Origin of the sequence: Nocardia sp. NPDC050717, from assembly GCF_040654275.1 — a bacterium.
GTDB lineage: Bacteria > Actinomycetota > Actinomycetes > Mycobacteriales > Mycobacteriaceae > Nocardia.
In genome coordinates this window covers 112741-137734 of the sequence record NZ_JBFAHR010000009.1, presented here as the reverse complement: position 1 = coordinate 137734, position 24994 = coordinate 112741, and the positions used below count along the sequence as shown (strand labels likewise).

The 24994-nt window shown below is 72.7% G+C and carries 19 protein-coding genes; 8 read left to right on the top strand and 11 right to left on the bottom strand.

All coding sequences use genetic code 11. The annotated features are described in order from the left end of the window. Nucleotides 1-10: 10 nt before the first annotated feature. Nucleotides 11-1585 carry a succinic semialdehyde dehydrogenase gene (locus tag AB0H56_RS19400; RefSeq protein ID WP_357164866.1) on the bottom strand — a complete coding sequence of 525 codons (1575 nt, stop codon included), beginning with the start codon at nucleotides 1583-1585 and terminating at the stop codon, nucleotides 11-13. Nucleotides 1586-1720: 135 nt separating this feature from the next. On the opposite strand from AB0H56_RS19400, the gene AB0H56_RS19395 reads away from it, so the two are divergent. Next, entirely contained in the window at nucleotides 1721-2401 is a 681-nt protein-coding gene (locus AB0H56_RS19395; RefSeq protein ID WP_357164864.1) for a TetR/AcrR family transcriptional regulator, read from the top strand. 4 nt (nucleotides 2402-2405) lie between these two features. On the opposite strand, the gene AB0H56_RS19390 is transcribed toward AB0H56_RS19395, so the two are convergent. Then, nucleotides 2406-2690 carry a hypothetical protein gene (locus AB0H56_RS19390; protein ID WP_357164861.1) on the bottom strand — a complete coding sequence of 95 codons (285 nt, stop codon included), beginning with the start codon at nucleotides 2688-2690 and terminating at the stop codon, nucleotides 2406-2408. Then, entirely contained in the window at nucleotides 2687-3607 is a 921-nt protein-coding gene (locus AB0H56_RS19385) for an EamA family transporter (protein WP_357164858.1), read from the bottom strand. The genes AB0H56_RS19390 and AB0H56_RS19385 overlap by 4 nt, the downstream gene beginning before the upstream one ends. Nucleotides 3608-3869: 262 nt before the next feature. On the opposite strand from AB0H56_RS19385, the gene AB0H56_RS19380 reads away from it, so the two are divergent. Both AB0H56_RS19380 and AB0H56_RS19375 read left to right on the top strand, forming a co-directional pair. Next, nucleotides 3870-4568 carry a response regulator transcription factor gene (locus AB0H56_RS19380; protein WP_357164855.1) on the top strand — a complete coding sequence of 233 codons (699 nt, stop codon included), beginning with the start codon at nucleotides 3870-3872 and terminating at the stop codon, nucleotides 4566-4568. After that, nucleotides 4565-5584 (top strand): HAMP domain-containing sensor histidine kinase, encoded by a 1020-nt coding sequence (locus AB0H56_RS19375; RefSeq protein ID WP_357164853.1) that lies wholly within the window; start codon nucleotides 4565-4567, stop codon nucleotides 5582-5584. The genes AB0H56_RS19380 and AB0H56_RS19375 overlap by 4 nt, the downstream gene beginning before the upstream one ends. Before the next feature lie 863 nt (nucleotides 5585-6447). Here the strand turns inward: AB0H56_RS19375 and AB0H56_RS19370 are convergent. Continuing rightward, nucleotides 6448-6837, bottom strand: a complete 390-nt coding sequence (locus AB0H56_RS19370; protein ID WP_357164850.1) for a hypothetical protein — start codon at nucleotides 6835-6837, stop codon at nucleotides 6448-6450. A 259-nt stretch (nucleotides 6838-7096) separates the two neighbouring features. On the opposite strand from AB0H56_RS19370, the gene AB0H56_RS19365 reads away from it, so the two are divergent. Then, nucleotides 7097-8266, top strand: a complete 1170-nt coding sequence (locus AB0H56_RS19365; RefSeq protein ID WP_357164847.1) for a DUF4173 domain-containing protein — start codon at nucleotides 7097-7099, stop codon at nucleotides 8264-8266. 1 nt (nucleotide 8267) lies between these two features. Here AB0H56_RS19365 and AB0H56_RS19360 read toward each other — a convergent pair whose 3' ends face one another. The 3 genes from AB0H56_RS19360 to recC all read right to left on the bottom strand — a co-directional run bounded on the left by AB0H56_RS19360 (nucleotide 8268) and on the right by recC (nucleotide 17357). Beyond that, nucleotides 8268-10265 (bottom strand): AAA family ATPase, encoded by a 1998-nt coding sequence (locus AB0H56_RS19360; RefSeq protein WP_357164844.1) that lies wholly within the window; start codon nucleotides 10263-10265, stop codon nucleotides 8268-8270. Between the two features lie 142 nt (nucleotides 10266-10407). Next, on the bottom strand, nucleotides 10408-13773 hold the full coding sequence (locus AB0H56_RS19355) for a UvrD-helicase domain-containing protein (RefSeq protein WP_357164841.1): 3366 nt from the start codon (nucleotides 13771-13773) through the stop codon (nucleotides 10408-10410). Beyond that, a complete protein-coding gene (gene recC, locus AB0H56_RS19350; RefSeq protein WP_357164838.1) occupies nucleotides 13770-17357 on the bottom strand; it encodes an exodeoxyribonuclease V subunit gamma in 3588 nt (1195 codons plus the stop codon). The genes AB0H56_RS19355 and recC overlap by 4 nt, the downstream gene beginning before the upstream one ends. Nucleotides 17358-17547: 190 nt before the next feature. Between recC and AB0H56_RS19345 the strand changes: the two genes are divergently transcribed. The 4 genes from AB0H56_RS19345 to AB0H56_RS19330 all read left to right on the top strand — a co-directional run bounded on the left by AB0H56_RS19345 (nucleotide 17548) and on the right by AB0H56_RS19330 (nucleotide 21255). Then, the gene (locus AB0H56_RS19345) at nucleotides 17548-17754 is read left to right on the top strand and encodes a hypothetical protein (protein WP_357164835.1); all 207 of its coding nucleotides are present in this window, start codon (nucleotides 17548-17550) and stop codon (nucleotides 17752-17754) included. A gap of 90 nt (nucleotides 17755-17844) precedes the next feature. Continuing rightward, nucleotides 17845-18723 (top strand): tat pathway signal sequence, encoded by an 879-nt coding sequence (locus AB0H56_RS19340; RefSeq protein WP_357164832.1) that lies wholly within the window; start codon nucleotides 17845-17847, stop codon nucleotides 18721-18723. Nucleotides 18724-18855: 132 nt separating this feature from the next. Continuing rightward, nucleotides 18856-20280 carry an NAD(P)/FAD-dependent oxidoreductase gene (locus AB0H56_RS19335; RefSeq protein ID WP_357164829.1) on the top strand — a complete coding sequence of 475 codons (1425 nt, stop codon included), beginning with the start codon at nucleotides 18856-18858 and terminating at the stop codon, nucleotides 20278-20280. 165 nt (nucleotides 20281-20445) lie between these two features. After that, nucleotides 20446-21255 carry a hypothetical protein gene (locus AB0H56_RS19330; protein ID WP_357164826.1) on the top strand — a complete coding sequence of 270 codons (810 nt, stop codon included), beginning with the start codon at nucleotides 20446-20448 and terminating at the stop codon, nucleotides 21253-21255. A 57-nt stretch (nucleotides 21256-21312) separates the two neighbouring features. On the opposite strand, the gene AB0H56_RS19325 is transcribed toward AB0H56_RS19330, so the two are convergent. From AB0H56_RS19325 to AB0H56_RS19310, 4 genes are read right to left on the bottom strand one after another with little or no spacing between them, the layout of a single operon-like run. Then, nucleotides 21313-22002 (bottom strand): urease accessory protein UreD, encoded by a 690-nt coding sequence (locus tag AB0H56_RS19325; RefSeq protein ID WP_357164823.1) that lies wholly within the window; start codon nucleotides 22000-22002, stop codon nucleotides 21313-21315. Beyond that, a complete protein-coding gene (ureG, locus tag AB0H56_RS19320) occupies nucleotides 21992-22699 on the bottom strand; it encodes an urease accessory protein UreG (protein WP_357164820.1) in 708 nt (235 codons plus the stop codon). Before ureG ends, AB0H56_RS19325 begins: the two co-directional genes overlap by 11 nt. 36 nt (nucleotides 22700-22735) lie before the next feature. Beyond that, complete coding sequence (locus AB0H56_RS19315) at nucleotides 22736-23383, bottom strand: urease accessory UreF family protein (RefSeq protein ID WP_357164817.1); 648 nt, start codon at nucleotides 23381-23383, stop codon at nucleotides 22736-22738. A 47-nt stretch (nucleotides 23384-23430) separates the two neighbouring features. Beyond that, nucleotides 23431-24936: an MFS transporter gene (locus AB0H56_RS19310; RefSeq protein ID WP_357164814.1), complete on the bottom strand. Its 1506-nt coding sequence runs from the start codon at nucleotides 24934-24936 to the stop codon at nucleotides 23431-23433. Between the last annotated feature and the right edge of the window lie 58 nt (nucleotides 24937-24994).

The window sequence follows — 24994 nt, the reverse complement described above, 5'->3', positions numbered from 1 at the left end:
ATCCTGGTCGCTACTTCTGGCGCAGCGTCTTCATGACGCCGAAGACCAGCGTCATCGTCTTGGCCCACATCTGCTCGGACATGCCGGGCAGCGGCGCGATCGGGAGGACCCGCTGGACCGCGACCGTCTGGGTGTCCACGTACTTGAGCAGGCCCTCGGGACCGTGCCTGCGGCCCTGGCCCGAGATGCCGAGGCCGCCGGAGGGCGCGTCGATGCTGCCCCACGCGGCGATGAAGCCCTCGTTGACGTTCACCGAGCCCGCGTTGATCCGGGCGGCGACGGACTTGCCGCGCTCCACGTCCTTGCTCCACACGCTGGCGTTGAGGCCGTAGGCGGTGTCGTTGGCGGCGGCCACGGCCTCGTCGTCGGAGTCGACCTTGTAGATCGAGACGACCGGGCCGAAGGTCTCCTCGCGGTAGACCGTCATGCCGGGCTGGACGTCGACGAGCACGGTGGGCTCGTAGAAGTACTGGCCGAGGTCGGGCCTGGCGCGGCCACCGGCGAGCACCTTGGCGCCCTTGGCGACGGCGTCGTCGACGTGCGCGCTGACGGTGTCGAGCTGACGCTGGAAGGTCAGCGACCCCATGTCCCTGCTGTAGTCGAGCTCGCCACCCAGGCTCATGTTCTTGACGTTGCCGACGAACTCGGCGACGAACTGGTCGTAGACGCTCGCGTCGACGTAGATGCGTTCCATCGACTCGCACAGCTGCCCGGCCGAGGAGAAGCACGCGCGGACCGCGAGCTTGGCGGCCTTGGAGACATCGGCGTCGGCGAGCACCAGCAGCGGGTTCTTGCCGCCGAGCTCGAGGGAGTAGCCGATCAGGCGCTCACCGGCCTGCTGGGCGATGGTGCGGCCGGTGGCGCTGGAGCCGGTGTAGTCGACGTAGTCGGCGCGGGCGATCACGTCGCCGCCGATCTCGCGGCCACGGCCGAGCACGGCCTGCCACAGGCCGCGCGGCAGCCCGGCGCGTTCGGCGGCGTCGATGGCCCACAGCGCCGAGAGCGCGGTCTGGTTGTCCGGGCGGGCGATCACGGCGTTGCCCGCGATCAGGGCGGGCAGCGCGTCGGAGGCCGACAGGGCCAGCGGGTAGTTCCACGGCGAGATCACCGCGACGACACCCTTGGGCCGGTTGTGCACCTCCACCGAGGTGAGCACGGGCAGCACGCCGCGCGGCTTGCGATCGGCCAGCAGCTTGGGCGCGACGGCGGCGTAGTAGCGGGAGTTCAGCGCGACGTCGCCGACCTCGTCGAAGGCGTGCGCACGGCACTTGCCGGTCTCGGTCTGCACGATGTCGAGGATCGTGTCCTGCTCGGCCAGCACGATGTCGTGGAAGCGGCGCAGGATCTCCACCCGCTGCTTGACCGGCACCTTGGCCCAGTCGCGCTGGGCGTGCCTGGCGACGGCGAACGCGCGGTCGATGTCGTCGACCGAAGACTGCGGCAGGTCGCCGATCTTGTGGCCGGTGGCCGGGGCGAAGACCGGCACCGACGCGGCACCGCCCGCCACCGCCCGGTCGAACAGGGGCTTGACCAGCGCGGCGGGCAGCGCGGTCGGTTCGGCGGTCAGCTCGGGGGCTGTCGTCATTGTCGGCCCTTCTCCTCAACAGATGGCTCACGCGCGACGATCGCGCCGGGTTCGGCTATTTGCTGAACACTAGTGTTAGATTAATGGTTGCGGCCCGTACCGTGTCAAGCTTTCTGTGGTTGTGAGGGAGGTGTGATGTCCGAGGATCCGGCTGTGGCGCGCCGTGGGCGTCCGCCCCAGACCCAGGAGCAGGCCGAGGAGGTCCGCGCCAGGATCGTGGAGGCGACCGCCGCCGTGTTCGCCCGCAACGGGTCGCGCGGTCTGAGTGTCGCCCAGATCATCGAGCAGGCCGGGTTGGCGCGGCCGACGTTCTACCGGTATTTCGGCAATGCCTCCGAGCCGCTGCACGTGGTGCTCACCGCCTCCAACGACGGCCTGGTCGGCGGCATCAGGGACGCGCTGACCGGCACCGACGAGCCGGTGCAGCTGGGCATCCGGCTCATCGACGCCTATGTCGACTGGGCGCGCGGCCACGGCGCGATGCTGCGCCCGCTCTTCGCCGAGCTGCACGATCCCGGCTCCCCCGTCTCGGCCTATCGCGAGCGCGCGCTCGACGACATCCGCGATCTGGTGCGCAAGACCTTCGGCGAACTCGGCCGTCCGGCGCCTGCGCCCCTGGACCTCGACGCGGCGCTGCACGTCTGCGAGTACGTGGTCTACCGCCTGAGCGCGGGCGCCGACCCCGGCCACGATCCGGCCCCCGACCTGGTCACCGAGGCGCGGGTGACGATGATCCGGATCCTGCTGGTGACCCTCGGCACCAAGGACGACCTGGCCTACGCCATGGAACTCCCCGGCCTGTTCCCCGACGCCTGACCGGTCAGCCGGGCGGCATCTCGCCGCGGACCAGCGCGACCGCCCCCACGACGAGCAGCACCGTGAGGATCGCGCTGACCGTCCCGGCGACCACGGCAGGCGTGCCGATCGGCGCGCCGGCGCGCCGGGCCCGCGTCACCGACAACACGCTCCCGGCGACACCCCCGGCCCAGCACAGCAGGAACGCGACCCCGCCGCCCAGCGCCCCCGCGGGAACCGCGAGCAGCGCGGCGGCGCATCCCCCCACGGCTTCGCGGTGCCCCGCGCGCGGGCCCGGGTCGGCGGTCATGTCGTGACGCTACCGCGGCGGGGCGTGGTCGACGTCGTCGCCGTCAGGATCAGTGCGACGGCGAGCAGCGCCGCCCCGGTCCAGGACAGCGGCGTCAGGCGTTCCCCGAGCAGGGCGACGGCCAGCACGGTGGCGGTGAGGGGTTCGAGCAGGCTCAGGACGGCGGCGGTCGCGGCACCGGCGCTGAGCAGACCGTGGAAGAACAGGGCGTAGGCGAGCGCGGTGGGCGCCAGGCCCAGCAGCGCCACGGCGAGCAGGTCGGCCGGTGCCGGGCTGAAGGTCAGGCCGGTCGCGGCGGCGGGCAGCGCGAGCAGCGCGGCGCCGCCGAGGAACCCGAAGCCGGTGGCGGTGATGGTGTCCAGGCCGGGCACGGGGTCGGCGGTGATCAGCGTGACCGCCGCGAACGCCGTGGCCGCGGCCAGAGCCAGTGCGGCGCCTGCCAGGACACCGGAGGCGTCGTCGGCGGGCACGCCGACGAGGACGGCCAACCCGGTGATCGCGAGCGCAAGGGTCGCGACGCGGCGAGGGTCGAGCCGGGCGCGGCCGGTCACGTGGTCGAACACGGCCACCAGCACCGGGGCCGCCCCGATCGTGACCAGCGTCGCCAGCACGACGGAGGAGACGCTCACGGCGGCGAAGTAGCAGGCCTGGAACACCGCGGCCAGCGCACCGATCGCGCCGATCCGGCGCAGGGCCGCGCGCCCACGGGGCACCGCGCGCCGCGCGGCCAGCGCGACGACTGCCAGGATCGCGCCGCCGACGCCGAGCCGGTAGGCCGCGACCGCGATCGGCGAGAGCCCGGTGCGGTCGTGCACCAGCGCACCGAGCAGACCGCCGGTGCCCCAGAGGATTCCGGCGACGACAAGGGGAAACAGTCCGGCACGGGTGCGCGCGGACACAGCGGAAGAGACAGACATGGGGGGATCGCTCCTGCGACAGCGGGGACGGGGGTCGCGGAAACGAGGTGCGTACAGCGGCCGTACGGGCGCGCGCCATCGTCACCCGAGCGAATCGGCCGTGCCTACCGGGTCGGCGGCACGTGCTCTCGGGGCACCTCGCTCAGGAGGCGGGCGGCGGCGTGGAGCGGAAGCGCTGATGCACGCCGTCATGGTATCGGCGCACACAGAATCTCCACAATTGACCCCGGAACGCTCCACACCCACTCGCTAGGGTCTGACCATGGAATGCAGTGGCGGGACCGGGCAGCCGGGGCGGCGCGTCCTCGTCGTGGACGACGAGGTGACGATCGCGGAATCGGTGGCGGCGCGGCTGCGAGCCGAGGGATTCACGGTCGATGTGGCCCACGACGGTCCCGGCGCGGTCGCCGCGGCCACGGCGGGCGAACCGGATGTCGTCGTCCTCGACGTGATGCTGCCCGGCTTCGACGGGCTGGAGGTGTGCCGCCGCATCCAGGCCGAACGGCCGGTGCCGGTGCTCATGCTCACCGCGCGCACCGACGAGACCGACCAGCTGATCGGGCTCGGGGTCGGCGCCGACGACTATCTCACCAAGCCGTTCTCGATGCGGGTCCTCGCGGCCAGGGTGCACGCGCTGCTGCGGCGCGTCGACCGGGCCGCCGCGCGCGGCGACAACACCATCGTGGTCGGCGATCTGCGCATCGACCTCGACGAGCGGCGGGTGTGGCGCGGCGCCACCGAGGCCAGGCTGACCCCGCTCGAATTCGACCTGCTGGCCCGGCTCGCGCACCGGCCGCGCGCGGTCCTGGCGCGCGAGCGACTGCTGGAGGACATCTGGGACTGGTCGGACGCGGCGGGCACCCGCGCGGTCGACAGTCACATCAAGGCGTTGCGCCGCAAGCTCGGTGCCGATCTGATCCGGACCGTGCACGGTGTCGGCTACGCCCTGGACGCGCGATGAGCACCTTCCTCGGCCGGGTCGCCGAGCTGATGCCGCGCCCGCTGGATCCGCTGCGCTCGATCAAGCTGAAACTGGCTGTGCTCATGGTGTGTTCGGGCGCGGTCGCCTTCGCCTACTTCTGGTTCCGGATCGGCTGGCTGCCGACGTTCACCACGCTCACCGCGATGATCATCGCCCTGGTGACCTCGCAGTTCCTCGCCCACGGCATCACCAGGCCGCTGCGCGAGATGACCGCGGCCGCGCGGCGAATGGCGCACGGCGACTACAGTTTCCGGGTGCGCGCGAGTTCGCGGGACGAGGTGGGCGAGCTGGCCCAGGCGTTCAACCAGATGGCGGCCGATCTGGCCGCCGCCGACCGTCAGCGGCGCGACCTCATCGCCAATGTCTCGCACGAACTGCGCACGCCGGTGACGGCGCTGCACGCGGTGCTGGAGAACATCGTCGACGGTGTGAGCGACCCCGATCCGGCGACGCTGCGGACCGCGCTGGCCCAGACCGAACGGCTCGGCCTGCTGGTCTCGGAACTGCTCGACCTGTCCAGCATCGAAGCGGGCGCGTTCACCCTCGACCGCGAAAAGGTCCCGCTCGCACCGCTGTTGGCGGAGGTGATCGCCGAGGCCGAGGTGATGACGGCCGCGCTCGGCCGCGGCGTGCGCTTCACCACCGTGATCGAACCGCCCGGCGCGACCGTCGACGCCGACCGCGCCCGCCTGCACCAGGTGCTGTTCAACCTGCTCGACAATGCCGCCAGGCACGGCCCGGCCGGCGGGGAGGTCCGCGTGCACGCCGCGGCCGAGCCGGGTGGCACCGTGCTCGAGATCGCCGACGACGGGCCGGGCATTCCGGAGGCCGACCGCGCCACCGTGTTCGACCGTTTCACGCGCGGCGGCCGCACCGACGGCGGCGGCACCGGCCTCGGCCTCGCCATCGCCCGCTGGGTCATCGACCTGCACGGCGGCACCATCGCCGTCGCCGACCCCGGCTCCCGCATCCGCCTCGTCCTGCCGACGACCTGACCCATCTCACCCATCTCGCCCCGGACCCCAGGGTCACGGGACGATCCCGCACACCTTCCGGAGGGGACCATGACCGACCACACCAGCGCGGCACCACAACCGCCGATACCCGACGAAACACCGACACCGACCCCCGGCACACCCGCCGAATCTCCGACTTCGGCCACCGGCACCACCCGGACACCGAACACAGGCGCGGACACGACCGACCGCGCCCCGAATGCCGGTACCGCCGAAACCCCGGCGCCACACGCGGGAACCACCACCGAGGCACCGAACCCGCAGGCGGCCACCGAATCTCCGACTCCGGCCACCACCCAGACGCCGAGCACGGCCGCCACCACCGACCGGGCGCAGGGCACAGGCACGGGCGCTGGCACTGCCGGCGAGGCGCCGGGCACGGGGACAACCGCCCGGACTCCGAACTCAGATAGCGCCGAAACCCCGGCGCCACACGCGAAAACCACTACCGAGTCACGGAACCCGCAGGCGGCCGCCGGGACCTCGGCGGATACAGGTGCCGCCGTGGCAACCCCGACGAGCGCCGGCACGACTACCACAGTTCCGCCGAGTGGCACCGACGCAGCAGACCCGCCGACGGCCGCCGGGCCGATACCGGCTGCGGCACAGGGTGGTTCGGCCTCGCCGTGGACCGCTGGTTGGCAGGCTCCCCCGCCTCCAGGCCCGTGGCCGACGTCCCCTCCCCCCGCTCTCCGTGTGATCCCCCGCTGGCAACGGGTGGCTCACCCACCGCGTGCCCTCCCGGCCGCCGCATTGGCCGGAATCCTCAGTGCGACAGTGATTCCGATCGACCGCCCCGGCATCGGCTGGCTCGTCGCGGGCACCGCCGTCGCCGGCACCCTCTACGCGGTGGACCGCCACGCGCGAACCCGCCCCACCGCGACGAAGCAGACCGAGCCCGCGACGACAGACACCGCTGGTGCACCAGCGGCGGCCGAAAAAGCTTCGGAGAAGGGCGCGTCGACGCCGCCGAGCACGGCAGCCGCCACCGCCGTGTCCCCTCTGCCCAGCGGATCCGACGCGAAGGACCCGAACGGGCGAGCGGTCGCGTCGGCATCGACGAGCACGCCCTCCATGCATGACGTCGACGCGGACGACCCGGCTGCACGCGAAGTCACGGCAGAGGCGAGCCCGGCGCCGACGAACACCCGGCCTTCGGGTAGCGATGACGCGAACGACTCGCTCGGCCAAGGCGACACGACAAAGACGGCGAGCCCCACGTCGACCGGCACACCACCTTCGGACCGCAGTGGTACCGAGGACTCGATCGGGCGCGGAAGCACTCCCGAGGCGCCTGGCTCGACCTCGAGGAACACGCCGCCTACGGGCCGCGGCGACGCGCAGGATTCGATCGGGGGCGGGAACGCCACCGAGCCGCCGGCGACAACGACCACGACACCTGCCGGCCATGGCGATGCGCAGGACTCGGCGGAACACCGGGAAAGCTGGCTGTCCGGGTCGGCTCGGTGGTGGTGGGCCGCGGCGGCACTGGTGTTGCTCGGGGTCGGTGCGGTACGGGCGGCCGGGTGGTTGTTCGTGCTGTGTGTGGTGGCCGCGTGTGTGGCGGGGTCGCTGGCGGTGTTGGGGCGCAGGACCCGGTGGGGTGTGGTACACGACATGGTCGCGGTGCCGCTGGCGACGCTGGAAGCGGTGCCGTGGGCGTGGTCGGGGCTGCGGGAGGCGCGGCCCAAGGGCGCGTCGAGCATGCGGCGCTACGGGGTGTCGGTCGCGGCGACGGCGGCATTGCTCGTGGTGTTCGTGCCCCTGCTCGGCGGCGCGGACGCCACCTTCGCCGACCTGCTGAGCAGCCTGGTGCCCGCGGTCGACGGCGCCTCGGCCTGGCACTGGATCCTGCTGTTCGGCGTGGTCGGAGTCGGCGCACTGGCCGCGCTGTACCTGCTGGCCGGGCCGCCTGCGGCCGCCGAGGAGGGCAGCCGTCCGGTGCGGCAGTGGTCGCGCAGCGAGTGGGTGCTGCCGGTGAGCGCGCTGACGGTGCTGTTCGGCGTGTTCGTCGGCGCCCAGTTCGTGGCACTGTTCGGCGGCGACGACTACGTGCAGCGGACCGCCGGACTGACCTACGCCGAGTACGCGCGCAGCGGGTTCTGGCAGCTGTCTGCGGTGAGCATCCTGACGCTGGCCGTGATCCTGGCGGTGCTGCACTGGTCGGAACAGGACTCCGCGGCCGACCGCCGCTGGCTGCGAGTGCTGCTGACCGCGGTGAGCGTGCTGTCGCTGGTGATCGTCGGATCGGCGCTGGCGCGCATGTGGACCTACCAGCAGGCGTACGGATTCACCGTGCTGCGCGTGCTGGTGGGCGTGTGCGAACTGTGGGTGGGGCTGGTGTACCTGCTCGTGCTGGTGGCCATCGCGCTGCTGCGCTGGACCTGGGTGTCGCGTGCCGCGGTGGGGACGGCACTGGGCACCCTGATCGCGCTGGCGGTGCTGAATCCGGAACACCTTGTCGCCGACCGCAACATCGATCGGTGGGAGCAGGGCAAGCGGCTCGACACCGGCTACCTGAGCACGCTGTCCCCCGACATCATCCCGGCCCTGACGCGCCTGCCCGATCCGCTGCGCACGAAGATCGAGGACCCGATCCGGGCCGACCTGGACGAGGACTCCTGGTGGTCCTGGAACTGGTCGCGGGAATCGGCCCGCTGAGCTACGCCGGGGTGCCGCGGGACAGTCCGCTGGCCCGCAGCACCCGGCGGCCGATCGCGGCCCGGATCGACTCCTCGGTGCCGATGACGCGCACGTGCGAACGGGCGCGGGTGATCGCGGTGTAGAGCAGTTCCCTTGTCAGCAGCGTGGATTCGGGTTCGGGCAGCACCACCGAGACGGTGTCGTACTGGCTGCCCTGACTGCGGTGGATGGTCATCGCGAACACGGTGACCACGGCCGGGAACTGGGTGGGGTGCACCAGGTAGGGCTCGCTGCCCCGCTGCAGCGCCGCCCGCAACGACCCGTCGGGACGGCGCACGATGACGCCGGTGTCACCATTGTAGATGCGCGCCTCGTGGTCGTTGGCGGTCACCAGCAGCGGCTGGCCGGGATACCAGACCGATTGCGGCCCTTCGGGTCCCGCGCCCGCGGCGGCGGCCCACTCCCCCGCCATCCGGTCCCAGCGTTCCACGCCGAAGGGCCCCTGGCGATGGGCGCAGAGCAGGCGGTGCGACTCCAGCGCGGTGAGTGCCCCGACGGCGTCCCCGGCCTCGGCGGCGGCCGTCACCGCGAGCGCCGCCGCCGTGACATCGGCACGGACCGCCGCCACGTCCTCGGGCCCGCACAGCGAGACGTCCTCGCCCCCGGCGCGCAGAATCGCGAGGGCGGCATCGGCGTCGCCCGCGCGCACGGCGACAGCCACATCGGCGATCCGTCCGCCGAACCGCCTCCCCCGCGTCAATCGCACGATCCCACCGCCGAGCCTGCGCCGTTCCACCGGCGACAGTGCCAGCGAAACATCCTGGGCCCCAGCGGAATCTACGGGCGACGAGGTCGCGCCGGACCGGCCGTGCTCGACCGGCACGAGGTCGTCGGGATCGATCGCCGTCGCACCGACGACCTCCCTCGACCCGGGCGCCGGGTCCGCGTCGAGGAGTTCCCGCAGCGCCGGATTCGGGGCCGCCGCGATCGGTCCGGCGACCAGGTCCGCCAGTACCGCGCCGGCGTCGACGGAGGCGAGCTGGTCCGGGTCGCCCACGAGGACCAGCCGGGTGTCGGGCCGCAGCGCGGAGAACAGGTGGCTCATCATCGTCAGCGACACCATGGAGGTCTCGTCGACAACCACCACGTCGTAGGGCAGCCGATTGTGTTCGTGGTGGCGGAATCTGGTGGTGCGGCCGCGCTGCCAGCCGAGCAGCCGGTGCAGGGTGGCGGCGGTCAGCTCGGGAAGTCCCAGCTCGGCGGCCTGTTCCCGGACGGCTTCCTGCAATCGCGCGGCGGCCTTGCCGGTCGGCGCGGCCAGGGCGATGCGCAAGGCGGGCAGTTTCGGGGTGGCCCGGCGATGGGCGGTGAGCAGGGCGAGGATGCGCGCGATGGTGTGCGTCTTGCCGGTACCGGGACCGCCCGCCACGACGGTGGTCCAGTGCGTGGCGGCGAGCGCGGCCGCCAGCCGCTGCCGGTCGGGACCGTCCCCCGGGGGATCGGTGAAGAGCCGATCCAGCTCCGCGCGCACGAGAGCGGTGTCGATCACCGGGTGATCGACGCTGCGTTCGGTGAGCACGCGGCGCAGTGTCTGCTCCTGCCGGTGGTACCGGTCCAGGTAGAGCAGTGCGCCCCCGTCGGCGTCGGCTTCGACCAGGCGCAGCGGGCACAGCGGTCCGGCGGGTCCACCGCAGACCAGCGGGCTGCGCCGCAGCGCCGCGAGCACGCGATCGACATCCGGCCACGGCAGCGTCGCCGGATCGATTCCCGGTGCCGCACCCCGGGTTTCGTCGGCATCGATGCCGATCTCGCGCATCCGCGCCACCTCGAGGCACACCGACCCCGACCGCACCGCGCGCACGGCGAGCGCCGCCGCGAACAGCACGTCCTCGCTGTCCTCGCGGCCCATCCGCCCCAGCCGGACCGCGACGTGCACATCGGCGGCCGAGAGCACCCCGGCCTCGTTGAACACCCGCAGCAGCCCCGTGCCGCGCTGCGCCACCTGGATCGACGTCATCGTCTACACCCCGCTTCCGCCGTCCACGCCACCCGGCCGCGCGCCGGCACATCGCGCGACTCGTCGCCACGAACCGGTCCGCGCCGCATGACCGCGCCGACGGACCACGCCGGACCGCCCGGGCCGCACGCCCGTCCGGCCCTCATCGCTCGCCGCCCGCGAGCAGATCCGACAGGGCGACAACGAGTTCGGCGGGCGGATGCCAGTCGAAGACGCCGTGTCCGGGTGGCGTCGCGGGCCCGATCATGCCGCGCACGAACAGGTATCGGGCGCCGCCGAGGTGACGCGCCGGCTCGTAGCCGGGCAGCCGCCAGCGCAGATAGCGGTGCAGCGCGACGGCGTACAGCAGGGCCTGCAGTGGATAGTGCGAGCGGATCATCTCGGTGACCATGTGCTCGCGCCGGTAGTGCTCGACGGTGAGATCGCCGGTGCCGAGCCGGTTCGTCTTGTAGTCCACGATCAGGTAGCGGTGGCCGCCCGTCGCGTCGGGGACCCGGAGCACGGCGTCGATGCTGCCGGTGAGGTAGCCGCGCAGGACGGTGTCGGGCAGGGCCGCGAGATGATCGGCGTAGCCGGCCAGCGCGTCGTCGGCGGGCAACCGCTCGTGCAGCAGCGCGGCGACGGCATGCATGCTCGCCGGGCGCGCGGCCGGGCTGTCACCGCCGCCGAGCGGCAGCTCGAATTCCAGCTCGCACAGTCGATCCCGCGTGGGGATCGCCGCCAGCGAGCCGAAATCGGCGGGCGTGCGCAGGACTTCGAGCAGGGCGGTCGCCAGGACGTCCACCTCGAGTTCGGCCATGGTGTGTTCGACGGCGGCCAGGCAGCGGGCGTGTACCTCGGCGGCGAGGTCGGGCACCGAGGTGTCGACGGTCTCGAGTACGCCGTGCACGAGGGTGCCGAATTCGGCGCCGTAGGGCAGGGCGTTCATGAGCGAGGGCGCGGCCGCGCCGCCGACCGGGGCGTCCAGCGGCGGCTCGGTGGGCTCGTCGTCGGGGCCCGGCCCGTCCTCGGGTTCCTCCGCGGTGACACCCGAACTGTCATGGGCGCCCGCGGTGAGCGCGGAGTAGGAGGTGCGCCGCCACTGCTGGTCGAGCGACCGCGTGAAGTCGGCCGCGGCCAGCTCACCGGTGGGGAGCTCGGCGCGGACCCGCCGGGGCGCCACATCGTCGGGACGGTCGACGGCGGTCACCGAGATCACCTCGGCGGCGGGCGCGGCCCACTCGGTGATCCGTTGTACCGCGGCGGTATCCGCCGGAATCTCCGCGCGGCGCGGGACCTGTGCCGAGCCGGGCCTGCGCCCCAGCATCATCCGGTGCAGCGGGGCCGCGCCGGTGGTGACCGCGGGCGCCCACCAGGTGACCACCTGGCACATGGCGCGCGTCAGCGCGACGTAGAGCAGCCGCAGCTCTTCGCCCGATTCCTCGGCCTCGCACCGCAATTGGCGCTCGCCGTAGCCGGGCGCCTCCTTGCCGCCGATGTCGAGGACGCGGGTGCCGTTGTCGTCGTGGAACAGCAGCGTGGCCGGATAGGGGTTCTTGGCACTGTCCCACGCGAAAGGCACGTAGACGAGCGGGAATTCGAGTCCCTTGCTGGCATGCACGGTCGCGATCTGCACGGCCGCCGCGTCGCGGTCCAAGCGCCTGCTGCGGCCGCTGACACTGCCCGCCTCCGGGTCGCGGACGCGGTCGGCCAGCCAGCGGGTCAGCGCGGTGAGCCCCAATCCCTCGGCGAGGGCGACTTCGTCGAGCAGCTGGGCGAGGTGGCGCAGGTCGGTGAGTTCGCGTTCGCCGTTCTCCACCGCGAGCAGCCTGGGCGCGAGATCGGTGTCGGTGGCGAGCTTGTCGAACACGGCGGCGAACCCGGCGCGGCCGAACAGCCGCGCCGCCTCGCGCAGCTGGGTGGACACCCGGCCGACCAGATCGGCACCGCCCGCGTCGATCTCGGCGACGGTGACGCCGAGGATCGGGGTGCACGCGGCCAGTCGCACCCGGTCGCCGCGATGCGGTTGTTCCAGCGCCCGCAGCACCCACAGCCAGTCGGTGGCGGCGGCCGTGGCGAACACGCTGGTCCCGCCCGCCAGCACCGAGGCAACGCCCACCCGGTCGAGGGCGGCGCGCACCACGTCGATCTGGGTGCGGGTGCGCACCAGCACGGCGATGTCGCCGGGCCCGATCGGCCTGCGGACCCGGCCGTCGCCCGCCTCGGCGAGCGAATGATCCGCGCCGCGTTCGGGTTTGGCGTCGATGGTGGTTCCGGATTCGAGCAGGGTGACGATGTCGGCCGCGAGATCGTCGGCCACCTTGGCCCGCTGCCTGCCGACCGAGGGGAATCCCGACCGGTTCCGCGGGCCCGCCCCCGTGCGCGGGAGGACCCGCACCCGCAGCGGCGTGATCACGGCCGGGTCGCCGTGCAGGCGGGTGTCCGGCCGGGTCGGGGTCACCGGGTACACGCTGATCTCGGGATGCCCCAGTTCCGCGCCGCCGCACAGATGATCGAGCGCGCGCAGCAGACCGGCGTCGCTGCGCCAGTTCCGCGTCAGTTCGCTGCGCCGCTGGGCGTGCGCCACCGCGTCGAGGTAGCTGAGCACCTCGGCGCCGCGGAAGGCGTAGATCGCCTGCTTCGGATCGCCCACCAGCACCAGGGTGGCGTGTTCGTGGAAGGCCAGGCGCAGGATGTCCCACTGCAGCGGATCGGTGTCCTGGAACTCGTCGACCAGGGCGACGCGGTAGCGCTGCCGGATCCGCGCGCAAGCCCGCGGCCCGTGGTCCGGGTCGGCGAGCACGTCGTGCAGCAGCACCAGCAGATCGTCGAAATCGCGCAGGCCCGCACGGCGTTTGCGGCGCTCGGTCTCCGCGCGGACCGCGGTCGCGAAGGCCACCCGCTCGCCCGCGGCGCCCTCGATACGCGGGGCCAGCTCGGCGTGCCGGTCGTGCACGGCGGCCAGGGCGAGGGTGTGCGCCTCGCGCAGGGTGAACGGGGCGCGGTCGCGGGCGTAGCGGGCCAGGTACAGGTCGTCGGCGACGGTGGCGACGAGCTCGTCGACCGATTCCACCAGCCGGGCCCCCGGATCGTGTTCGCCCGCGAGCCCGAGTTCGTCGAGCATCCGCTGACAGAACGAGTGCGTGGTGGCGATGGTGCCCGCGTCGAAATCGGCCAGGGCCGTGAGCAATCGGTGCCTGCGAAGCCGCAGCGTCGCGGGATCGGTGGCGGCCAGCGCGCGCACCAGTTCGTCGGGATGGGCCCGCGCGAGGTCGTGGTCGGCCAGCGCCGTCGCGACGGTGACGAAACGGTCCCTGGTGCGTTCGCGCAGTTCCTGGGTGGCGGCGCGGCTGAACGTCACCAGCAGCAATTCGGTGATGGCGATGCCCGCTTCGGCCACATAGCGCACGGCGAGGCCGACGATGGCGTGGGTCTTGCCGGTGCCCGCGCTCGCCTCGAGCACGGTGGTGCCCTCGGGCAGCGTGCCCGCGGCGTCGAAGGCGGCGGGTGCCGTCACGGTCCCGGTCACGGCTGCCCCTGACTCTCGGCGGCCAGCAGCGGCCCCCACCAGCGGCGCGCGACCGCGCCGAAGCGGGTGCTCTCCGGCTCACCCGGCCTGGCCTGCTCCGCGGCGAGACTGCCGAAGCGTGGGGCGCGGCCCCACACGTAGCGCAGGTAGCGATCGGTGTGGTCGCCGAACTTGTCGGGACCGTTGGGACCGCCGTCGAAGGCGTGCTCGGCGGCCAGCAGCGCGTCGGCGACGCCGTCGCCGCGGAAGCGCCGCTCGGCGTAGGCGGCGGTGGCGGCGGGCGCCACAGGCAGCGGTGCGCGCAGCCCCTCGTCGCGCGAGCGCACCAGATCGCGCAGGATCTCCCGCGCGGCGGGCGCTTCCGGCGCCACGATCACCGAGCGTGCCACCGGCCTGCTGCGGAACTGTCCGCGCCCGGTGCTGATCGCCCGCCACGAGCGGTCCTCGGTGGCCGCGAGCGCCAGCAGCGACACCCAGGCCGCCAGCCGGTGTTTCGGGGCCAGCCGGGAGTAGGTCGTGCGCACCAGCGTCTCCCCGCGCACCTCGGGGACGGTGCCGGACAGGGTGCGGCCGCCGCCGAGGTCGATGGCGATGTCGACGGCCCGCGCGGGCGCCTCGTAGTCGGGCAGGGCGGTGCGCACGATGGTGTCGACCGTGCTCTCCACCTCGTCGAGCACCGCGGCGCCGAAACCGAAGGGCGGCAACGTGCCTCGTCGCCATTCGGCCGCGCGCAGCCCGGCCGGGTCGGCGCCGGTGAGCCGCGCCGACAGCATCCGCTCGCCGAGATCCCACTTGGCCAGCCCGTCGAGTTCGATGGGCAGCTGGTCGGCGATGTCCTCGGACTCCTCGGGCACCCGAAGTCCCAGCCGCTGCCACAGGAAGGCCCGCACCGGGTGTTCGGCGAAGGCGATCAGTTCGGCCAGCGCGACATCGGCGAGCGGCGCCGGGGGCAGCGGTTCGGTGAGCAGCGGCGGCCGGGGCCGGGCAGGCCGGGCGGCGGCCCTGGCGCCGGCCAGGGCGACGGTGTCGAAGCTGCGCGGCCGCGCGGGGTCGAAGTTGCGGCGATCGAAGGCCTGCAACGGATGTCGCACCCGCACCGCGTCCATCGCCGCCCGGCCGACGTGCACGGTGAGCACGTCGAGCAGCTCGGCCACCGGCACCGCGGGCGGGCGCGCGGCACCGGTCACGGGGTCGGCGCCGGAGTGCACCACGAGCAGCTTCTCCCCCGCCGCCATGATCGCGTCGAGCAGCAGCTGGCGGTCTTCGCTGCGGGCGTCGCGCTCGCCGAGCAGCGGGTCGCGGGCCAGCAGATCGTCGCCGTCGACCGAGCCCGGCCGCGGGAAGACGTCGTCGTCGAGGCCGAGCAGCACGACCACCTTGTGCGGCACCGACCGCATCGGCACCAGCGTGCACACGGTCAGTTCGCCGGTGCGGAAGTTCGCGCGGCCCGGCCCACCCGCCAGGCGGCTGGTGAGCAGGACCGCGACGTCGGCGAGGCGCAGCGGCGTCGCGCCCGCGTGTTCGGTGGCGGCGACGATCTCGCGCCGCGCCTCGGTCCTGATCCAGGAGTGCGCGTCGGGAACGTCGGTGAGCAGGTCGACCGCGCGCAGCAGCACCGCCGTCCACTCCGCGGCGGGACGCGGGCCGCGCAGGTCGCGCAGGCACACGGCCAGCCGGTCGACGAACTCGGCGAACCGGCCCGCCAGGTCGACGTCGTTGGAGTCGACGTCGTCGAGGGGCAGCGCCAGATCGAGCCAGTCGTCCCCGGATTCGTCGGCGGTGACGCCGAGCAGGATGCGGTCGACCGCGGCGTTGAGGGTGTTCTGGGCGAAGTCGGCGAGGCCGAACGCCTCGCGCTGGCGCAGGCCGATGCCCCAGCGCGCGCCGGACTCGGCCGCCCATTCGCGCAACCGCTCGATGTCGTCGTCATCGAAGCCGCACCGCCTGCGGACGGTCTCGCTCGCGGCGAGGTCGAGCACCTGCGTCACGGTGACGCGACCGTCGGCCAGTTCCAGCAGGTCGATCACGACAGCGAGCATCGGGTTGGTCACCGCGCGCCCCCGGTCGGCGAGCCGCACGCGCAGCTGGTGGGCGGGATGTTCGCCCGCCGCGGGAACATCCACGGCTCCCGGCACGCGCTGTCCGAACGCGGCGCGGACCAGCGGGGCGTAGGCCTCGACATCGGGGCACATGATCAGCACGTCGCGCGGCTGCAGCTCGGGATCCGCGGCGAACGCGCTCAGCAGCAGATCGCGCAGCACCTCGACCTGCCGGGCGGGCCCGTGACAGGCGTGCACCTCGACCGTGCCGTCGGGTCGCGCCCCCGGCTCGGGCACCCGGTCGTCCCGGATGGCCGCCTGCACCGCGCCAAGCAGGGAGGCCGGCATCGGGACGCCGGGCAGGTGGGTCTCGCTGTCCAGCACGGGATTCAGCCGCTGCTGTAATTCCCGCACGTCCCTTGCCAGCCCGGCCAGCAACGGGTGACGCACGAGGTCGGCCGTGGTGTCCGCCGCACGCGGAAGCACCGGCCCGACGAGCGAGGACCCTGGCGTTCGGTCGTCGCCGGACGAGCCTGGCGACGTGGCGGCGCGGTCGGCGTCCGATCGGTCGTGCGCCCCCGATCGCGGCGAGGCGTCCGCTCGCTCCGGCGTGGCCTGCTGGGTGCCGTCATCGAGAGCCGGGTCGCTCGCCGACGGCGACAGCGCCGCCCACATGGCCGGGCTGGGGTGTGCCAGCCACAGGTGGACGTCGCGGTGTTCGGCCAGGGCGGTGAGGACGGCGAGTTGATCGGCGGGCAAGCGCGTGAGACCGAAGACCGACAGCCGGTCGGGCAGGTCGACGGAGCCCGGCTCGGCACGCAGCCGCGCGCAGGCCGCCGCGAGTCGTTCCGCCGGGCTCGGCGAGCCGATCGCGGCGCGCAGCGCCCGCCACAGCCGGGGCTGCCAGGCGAGGTCGTCGGGGACCCGCCCGCCCGCGCCGTCGGTGTCCGCACCGGCGGTCCAGTCGAGCAGCACTCGCGGCCGCTGGGCGGCGTAGGAGTCGAAGAGCGCCGCCAGATGGGCCGCGGTGGCATAGCGGCGGCCGACGCGATGCCCGTCACCGGGCAGCCCGAGATGCCGGGCCAGCACCGCCGCCCACGGCTCCCCCGCGACCTCGTCGATCACCCCGAGCAGCGTCCACACCAGCCGCTGCCCCGCCCATGGATCGTCCTCGGGCGCGACCCCGCTCGCCGCCGACAGCGCCTCGGCCACCAGGGCGGCCGGCGCCGGGAACACGATGTTGGCGGCGATACCGTCGCCGGGTCCCCGGATGCCGCGCCCTACGCTCACCACCCCGTCGGCCGCCTGCGCGCGGGCGGCCGGGTCGCCCGCACCCGAGCCACCGCCCGGTGGCTCACCCGCGCCGGCGGGAGCGCCCACCCCGAGGACACCCGACAGGCGCTGCGCCAACCATCGCTCGATCCCCTTGGCCGGGACGGCGACCACCTCGGTGGTGAACGGGTCGGCCGGTGCGCCGCCGAGCAAACTCCCCAGTCCGTCGGCCAGCGCGTCGGCGCGTTCGGCGCGATGGAGGTGCAACGGCATCCGTCGTTTATACGCCCAGCGATCGACCCGCAATCGTGCGGCCCCGCCGCCACCACCGCACAGGGCGAGTGAAATAGGCCACACTGCAACGCGTTACCGGCCGCGTCGACCGGGCCACGGAAATCGCCCGTGAGATCGTTGCCGTTCGGGTGGGACAGTTCGGCCGCAGGCGAAAGGCTGGTCCGGTTAGATGATCGCGCAGGTGATACCTCTGGTTCCCGGTGGCGGTTTCGTCGTCCGTCGCGTGGGTGACCGCTGGGAACTGATCAACCGCGGGCGCTACGGCGCCGACACGGTGCTGCACACCTGGCCGCTCGATCAGCACGGCGAGGCGTTCGAGCACTGCCATCGCCTCAACGGCTGTCCGATCGCGACGCCGCACGCCGCGCACCACTGACCGCAAAACCCGTGTGGCGCAACGGCGCTTGCCACCGAATTTCGACCGGAGTAGTGCGCCGCGGCCTCAGGTGTGCCAGGGTGGTCCCTCGTGCGTGACCGTTCCTCTTCCTCCCGTGTCGTCACCCGGGTCGCAGCGACCGCCTGTCTCCTCGCCGCGGCGGGCGTCCTCACCCCGGGCGTCCCCGTGCTGTCGGCCTCCGCCGAGGCCGCGCCCCCGGCGCTCACCCAGGTGTCCGGCTTCGACGGCGACATGAACGCGCGGATCGCGCGGGTGAACTCCTACCTCGCGGGCCGTCCCGGCGTCGTCGGCTACGTGCTGCGCGACCGGCAGACCGGCGGGACCTACGCCAACGAGCACGCCGAGAACCAGGTGTGGACCGCGTCGACGATCAAGCTGGCCATCGCGGCCGACCTGCTCAACCGCGCCAGGGTCGGCGCCATCGGCCTGTCCCCCGAGGACCGCACCAACATCGAGTCCATGCTGGCCACCTCCAACGACCAGGCCACCGACGTGCTGTGGAACAAGTACATCGGCTTCGACCGGATGGCCTACAACAACGCGTTCCGCGGCTACGGCATGGTCAGCCTGATCCCGCAGCCGACGACCTCGGCGATGTTCCCCGACTGGTCCTTCCAGAAGTGCACCGCCGCCGACCTGGACCGGCTGATGAACACCATCCTCGACACCATGCACCCCGACGACCTCGCCTACCTGCTCGACCGGATGCGCTCGGTCGACTCCAACCAGCACTGGGGCGTGTGGGGCGCGGGCTCGGCCATGCGGCCCGGCCTGAAGAACGGCTGGTCGGCCGAGGCCGACGGCTGGGTGGTGAACTCGGTCGGCGTCGCGGGCGACGGCGAGCGCTACACCCTGGCCATCATGAACGCGCTCGGCGCCGAGGGCGGATACACCGAGGGCGCGGAGACCGACACCGAGGTCGCCAGAATTCTGCTTGCCGGGCGCTGACTCGCCCGTCCCGTATTGTCGATCTTGTCGTTCGGATCCGGGATCTCGTGGCGACGTCGCCTCCGGAGCCGACTACGGTAATCCCTGTCACCACCGTTGCGGGGCCACCCCAGTCTGTCGAGGAGCAGGACGATGAGCACTCAGTCTGTCGGGAACCAGCGACACCGTGTGGTGGTGATCGGTTCCGGGTTCGGCGGCTTGTTCGGCACCAGGCATCTGCGCAAGGCCGACGTCGACATCACGCTGATCTCCAAGACCTCCACCCACCTGTTCCAGCCGCTGCTGTACCAGGTGGCCACGGGCATCCTCTCGACCGGCGAGATCGCGCCCGCCACCCGGCTGGTGCTGCGCAAGCAGAAGAACGCCCAGGTGCTGCTCGGTGACGTCCACGACATCGACCTGGCGAACAAGACGGTCACCTCGCGACTACTCAACCGCGACACCGTGACCCCGTTCGACAGCCTCATCGTCGCCACCGGCGCGCAGCAGTCGTACTTCGGCAACGACCACTTCGCGACCTTCGCGCCCGGCATGAAGACGATCGACGACGCGCTGGAACTGCGCGCCCGCATCCTCGGCGCCTTCGAGCAGGCCGAGCTGGCGAGCACGCAGGAGGAGCGCGACCGGCTGCTCACCTTCATCGTCGTCGGCGCCGGCCCGACCGGCGTGGAGCTGGCCGGGCAGATCGCCGAGCTGGCGGACCGCACGCTCGACGGCACCTTCCGCACCATCGACCCGCGCGACGCCCGCGTCATCCTGCTCGAGGGCGCGGGCGCGGTGCTCGGCCCGATGGGCCCGAAGCTGGGCGCCAAGGCCGCCAAGCGGCTCGAGAAGATGGGCGTGGAGATCCAGCTCAACGCCATGGTGACCGATGTCGACGCGCACGGCGTCGTCGTCAAGGACGCCGACGGCAGCACCCGCCGGATCGAGTCCTCGTGCAAGGTGTGGTCGGCCGGTGTGCAGGCCAGCCCGCTGGGCAAGATGATCGCCGAGCGCTCCGACGGCACCGAGGTCGACCGGGCCGGGCGCGTCGTCGTCGAGCCCGACCTCACCGTCAAGGGGCATCCGAACGTGTTCGTGGTCGGCGACCTCATGTCGGTGCCCGGGGTGCCGGGGCAGGCGCAGGGCGCGATCCAGGGTTCCACCTACGCGGCCAAGGCGATCAAGGCCGGGCTCAAGGGGCAGACCCCCGAGCAGCGGACGCCGTTCAAGTACTTCAACAAGGGCTCGATGGCCACGATCTCGCGTTTCGACGCGGTCTGCCAGATCGGCAAGTTCGAGTTCAGCGGGTTCATCGCGTGGCTGGCCTGGCTCGCGCTGCACCTGTACTACCTGGTCGGCTACCGCAGCCGGATCGTCACGGTGATCGGCTGGTTCGTGTCCTTCCTCGGCCGCAACCGGGGGCAGATGGCCGCCACCGAACAGTGGGTCTTCGCCCGCTTGGCGATCGAAGAGGTGCAGTCCGATCAGCAGGACGCCGACGAACTGCACGCCGCCCTCGGCGCGCCGCCCGGCAACGCGAAGGCGGGCGCGCGCCCGCAGCGCGAAGTCGGCTGACACATCGTCACGACGGCCGGGTGGTTTTCGAACCACCCGGCCGTCGGCGTTTCCGCACCTCGATCCCTTTCCGGCCAGTTCCCGTTTCGGACCCATCCGTCTCCGGCACCGGTCCGAATGTCGGAGGTCATATGTGTGACCAATCCCCTGGATGAAAGGTGATCTATGGCGACGGGGAAACACAGGGCGCCGAGCCCGCAGCGACAGAAGGTGGGTTCGGTCGTCGCGGCAGGAGCGGTACCCCTGGTCATGGCCCTGATCGGCACGGGCACCGCGAATGCCGATCCCGCGCAGGCGGCGGTGACCCAGCACGATCAACCGGCCGGGCCGGAGTTCGACGCGGTGGCACCCAATGCCACCCCTTACGTGGGCAAGCAGATGCCGGAGAACACGCGCAGCTCGCTGCAGTGGTCGCGCACCGGCCCGGAAACGGACTACCTGTCTCCGGTGGGCACGTTGCACGCACCGACCGCGGTCGCGCCGGTGCCGCCGATCCTGCCGCCGCCGGGGCAGTTCCGCTTCGGTGACCAGCAGGTCCCGGTGCCCGAATTCGTTCCGGTGGACACGTCGATCCAGATCAACGACGCCGCGGCCAACACCGAGGCGAACCTGGCGACCTTCCTCGACTCGGTCGGGCTCGAGCGCAGCCGCTCCGACCACATCGCGGCCTCCACCCTGGGCAGCGCGGCGCGCGGCGCGGTGGTCGGGTCGACGGTGGCGATCCCGTTCGCGATGGCGGCGAGCACGGGCGGCGCGATCGCCGGGCTCGTGGCCGGTGTGCCGTTCCTGCCGGTCGGGCTGGTCGCCGGTCCGATCCTGGGCGGCATGGCCGGCTACATGGCGGTGTCGGTGCCCGCGACCGTCGTCGGCGCCGGAGTCGGTGCTGCCGTGGGCGCGGCCAGTGGTTTCCTCACGCCGCCGCGGGCCGCCGCGCCGGAGTCGGTCGCCGATCAGGCGGAGCTCGTCAGCGCCTGATCTCCGTGGAACGACAGTGGGAGCCGGAATACCGGCTCCCACTGTTGTTTTCGCCGCTCAGCCGACGGCGACCGCCGGTGCCGCGGCGTGCGGTTCCGCGGCGCCGAGCCGGATGGCCGTTCGCGTCGCGAGCGATCCCCCGGCGGCCAGTGGCAGCCGCACCGCGTCGACACCGCCCGTCCAGGCGGGCCGGTCGTCGGGGTAGACGAGTTCGCTGTCGAGTGCGCGGGGCGCGCGCAGCCGGTCGTCGGTGTGCGACCCGGCGCCGAGTTCGAGCCGGTGCCGCAGCAGGGGGACGTCGTCGAGGTCGGCGATCAGGTCACCGCGCCAGCCCCCGTCGTCCTCGCCGCTGCGGCCGATTTGCACGCGTTCGCGCAGCCGCAGCCGCGCGTCCGGTGCCAGCCGCACCGTGGTCACGGTGTGGTGCCGGGCGCCCCCGGCCACGATGGTCGGTTCCGGGTCGAAGTCGAGGCAGGCGCCCGGTCCCAGCTCGAAGTGCCAGTGCGCTACCGACAGCGGGGTGCGGGTGCTCGGCAGCGCGATCGTCGCCGCCACCGAACGCACGGTCAGCCGCGCGCCGGGGAGCACGGTGACGCGGATGTCGAGTTCGTCACCACCGAGCGGGGTCGCGGCGGTGCCGATCAGGTGCACCGTGTCGGCGCCGGTGTACCGCCCGGCCAGGCCGCCGACCGCATCGATGCGCGGCAGCCTGCCCGGGGCAGCGACAATGCTCAGTTCAGTGCGCAACGCCGGTGGCCGCGTCCTGCTCGGCGACGAGGCGCAGTTGCTCACGCACCCAGGCCAGCACGGGGGTGGCGGCCGGGTCGTCGGTCAGCGACACCAGGGCGGTCGGGCGACCCTCGCGCACCTTGGCCGCGTCGCGCTCCATCACCCCGAGATCGGCGCCGACCATCGGCGCGAGGTCGGTCTTGTTCACCACGAGCAGGTCCGAGAACGTGACGCCCGGTCCGCCCTTGCGCGGCACCTTGTCGCCGCCCGCGACGTCGACGACGAAGATCTGCACGTCGATCAGGCCGGAGGAGAACGTGGCGGTGAGGTTGTCGCCGCCGGACTCCACCAGGATCAGGTCCAGCGGCGGATTGGCCGCGACCAGGTCGTCGATGGCGTCGAGGTTGGCGGTGATGTCGTCGCGGATGGCGGTGTGCGGGCAGCCGCCGGTCTGCACGGCGGTGATCCGCTCGTCGGGCAGCACGGCGTGGCGGCGCAGGAAGTCGGCGTCCTCGGTGGTGTAGATGTCGTTGGTCAGCACGGCGAGGGAGAGTTCGTCGCGCAGCTGCCTGCACAGCGCGGCGACGAGCGCGGTCTTGCCGGAGCCGACCGGGCCGCCGATGCCGATCCGCAGCGCCTCACCCGGCGCGCGGTGACGCTTGGGCCGGTCGTGGCTGTGCGAGTGCGGTTCGCCATCGATCAGATGGGGCGGCATGGGTACTCCTTCTCGTGGGGACGGGGATTCGGGTGCTCAGGAGGCGAACAACGGCATGTCGCGCAGCAGATGACGTTCGGCCATGGCGTCCTGCAGCGGGTCCGACAGCGCGGCGAGCCCCTCCGCGGCCTCGGCGGCGAGCGCGTCGCACAGCGGCGCGAGGCGGATCGTGGCGTCGGCGATGGCGGCGGGGTCGAGGGCGAGCAGTCGTTGCGCGGCGGTGGCGGCGCCGGTCAGCGTGGTGTAGACGACCACCCCGGCGAGCTGCTCGGGGTCCGCCGCGCAGGCGCGGCCGACCAGGCCGAACACCGTCGACAGGTGCGGTCGCGCACCGGCGCGTGTCCAGTCGTGGTGCGGCCACAGCTGTTTCGCGAGCCGCAGCAGGCCGCGGCCCTGCGCTCGCGAGGCGGCGCGCGCGGCGGGCGCCGGCGTGCGGGCGTCGGCTTCGAGCTCGGCACGCTCGGGCGTCAACGTGCCCGCGCACACTGCCGCCGCGAGCGAGGCGGCCACCAGCCCCGAGGTCGCGACGCGCCGCCGCAGATACAGCTCGACACCGCCGGTGTCACGCACCAGACCCGACGCCACCGCTTCCTCGACGCCACCGGAGTGCACGTGCCCGCCGATCGGCAGGCGCGAGTCGGCCAGCGCGAGCAGGGTCGCCAGGCCCGCACCCTCGTTTCGCATCCGCCGATCCTATGCAACCGGCCGCGGCATCCACCCTGCCAGGGCGCTCAGTGGTGCAGCTCACCCCGGGTCTCGGTCGTCATCGCGCGGGCGCCACGCGCCGACCGCCAGGCCAGCGCGGCCATGGCGAGGAGCAGCAGGGCGCCACCCGTCGTGGCGACGTGCATGCCGGTCACGAACGACTCGCGCGCCGCGGCCACCAGGCCGCTGTCGCCGTTCGCGTGCAGGATCGTCTCGCCGAGGGTGTCGCCGAAGTCGCCACCGGACCGGAAGACCAGCGCGGCCACCGAGCCCAGCAGTGCCAGGCCGAGCGAATTGCCGAGTTCGAAGCTGGTCTCGGAGATGCCCACCGCGGATCCGGCCCGCTCGGCGGGCACCGCCGACACCGCGACGTCCGACACCAGCGTGAACGAGATGCCGTAGCCGATGCCCGCGATCATCGAGCCGAGGATGTACCAGGGCAGCCCACCGTCGACGCCGACGCCGAGCAGCATCAGATTGCCCACGGCCGACATCACCAGGGCGAGGGTGAAGGTCGCCCGGACCCCGAGCACCCGCCCGACGGTCGCGCCGCTCATCGAGAACACGAACACCGCGACCGCCATCGGGATGCCGAGCAGGGCGGCCTGCAGCGGATCACGCCCGGTGACCGACTGCAGGTAGATGCTGGTCAGGTAGCTCATCGCGGCCAGTGACATCATGCCGACCAGGCTGGCGCCGATCGCGACCCGGAACAGCGGCCGGGTGAACAGGCTCAGATCCAGCAGCGGTTCGGCCAGGCTGCGCTGCCTGCGCACGAACACCACCAGCACGACGACGCCGATCGCGGCGATCACCACCGAGGCGAGGTCGAAGCCCTCGGCCGCCAGGTGTTTGATGCCGTAGACCACCGGCAGGATGCCTGCGATGGACAGCGCGACGCTGGGCAGATCGAGCGGACCGAGCGTGGCGGAGCGGTGCTCGGGCAACAGGATCGGGCCGAAGATCAGCAGGATCGCCAGCACGGGGATGTTGATCAGGAACACCGAGCCCCACCAGAAGTGGTGCAGCAGCAGCCCGCCGATGATCGGGCCGACCGCCGAGCCGCCGGCGAAGAACGCGGTCCACACGCCGATCGCGGTGGCGCGGCGGCGCGCGTCGGGGAACAGGCTCGAGATGAGCGCCAGGCTCGACGGCAGCAGCGTCGCGCCGCCGATCCCCATCAGCACGCGCGCGGCGATCAGGATCTCGGCGCTGGGCGCGAACGCGGCGAGCACCGAGGCCAGGCCGAACAGGGAGGCGCCGAGGAGCAGGATGTTGCGGCGGCCGATCCGATCGCCGAGATTGCCCATCGTGATGAGCAGCCCCGCCAGCATGAAGCCGTAGATATCGAGGATCCAGAGCTGTTGGGAGGCACTGGGGTCCAGGTCGGCCGTGAGCGTCGGCATGGCGAGGAACAGCACCGAGATGTCCATCGACACCAGCAGCACCGGGAGCAGCAGCACGCCGAGGCCCAGCCACGCGCGGCGTCCACCGGCGACTGCGGTGGGCACCGCCGGTTCCAGCTTCGTCATTCCGACATCCTTCCAGGGGTTTGCGTACGCCGTACGCGGGGAACGGGTACAGTGTACG

Coding starts and splice junctions, on each gene's coding strand:
- AB0H56_RS19400 (WP_357164866.1), bottom strand. CDS start 1,585: ATGACGACAGCCCCCGAGCTGACCGCCGAACCGACCGCGCTGCCCGCC.
- AB0H56_RS19395 (WP_357164864.1), top strand. CDS start 1,721: ATGTCCGAGGATCCGGCTGTGGCGCGCCGTGGGCGTCCGCCCCAGACC.
- AB0H56_RS19390 (WP_357164861.1), bottom strand. CDS start 2,690: ATGACCGCCGACCCGGGCCCGCGCGCGGGGCACCGCGAAGCCGTGGGG.
- AB0H56_RS19385 (WP_357164858.1), bottom strand. CDS start 3,607: ATGTCTGTCTCTTCCGCTGTGTCCGCGCGCACCCGTGCCGGACTGTTT.
- AB0H56_RS19380 (WP_357164855.1), top strand. CDS start 3,870: ATGGAATGCAGTGGCGGGACCGGGCAGCCGGGGCGGCGCGTCCTCGTC.
- AB0H56_RS19375 (WP_357164853.1), top strand. CDS start 4,565: ATGAGCACCTTCCTCGGCCGGGTCGCCGAGCTGATGCCGCGCCCGCTG.
- AB0H56_RS19360 (WP_357164844.1), bottom strand. CDS start 10,265: ATGACGTCGATCCAGGTGGCGCAGCGCGGCACGGGGCTGCTGCGGGTG.
- recC (WP_357164838.1), bottom strand. CDS start 17,357: ATGCCGTTGCACCTCCATCGCGCCGAACGCGCCGACGCGCTGGCCGAC.
- AB0H56_RS19345 (WP_357164835.1), top strand. CDS start 17,548: ATGATCGCGCAGGTGATACCTCTGGTTCCCGGTGGCGGTTTCGTCGTC.
- AB0H56_RS19335 (WP_357164829.1), top strand. CDS start 18,856: ATGAGCACTCAGTCTGTCGGGAACCAGCGACACCGTGTGGTGGTGATC.
- AB0H56_RS19330 (WP_357164826.1), top strand. CDS start 20,446: ATGGCGACGGGGAAACACAGGGCGCCGAGCCCGCAGCGACAGAAGGTG.
- ureG (WP_357164820.1), bottom strand. CDS start 22,699: ATGCCGCCCCATCTGATCGATGGCGAACCGCACTCGCACAGCCACGAC.
- AB0H56_RS19315 (WP_357164817.1), bottom strand. CDS start 23,383: ATGCGAAACGAGGGTGCGGGCCTGGCGACCCTGCTCGCGCTGGCCGAC.
- AB0H56_RS19310 (WP_357164814.1), bottom strand. CDS start 24,936: ATGACGAAGCTGGAACCGGCGGTGCCCACCGCAGTCGCCGGTGGACGC.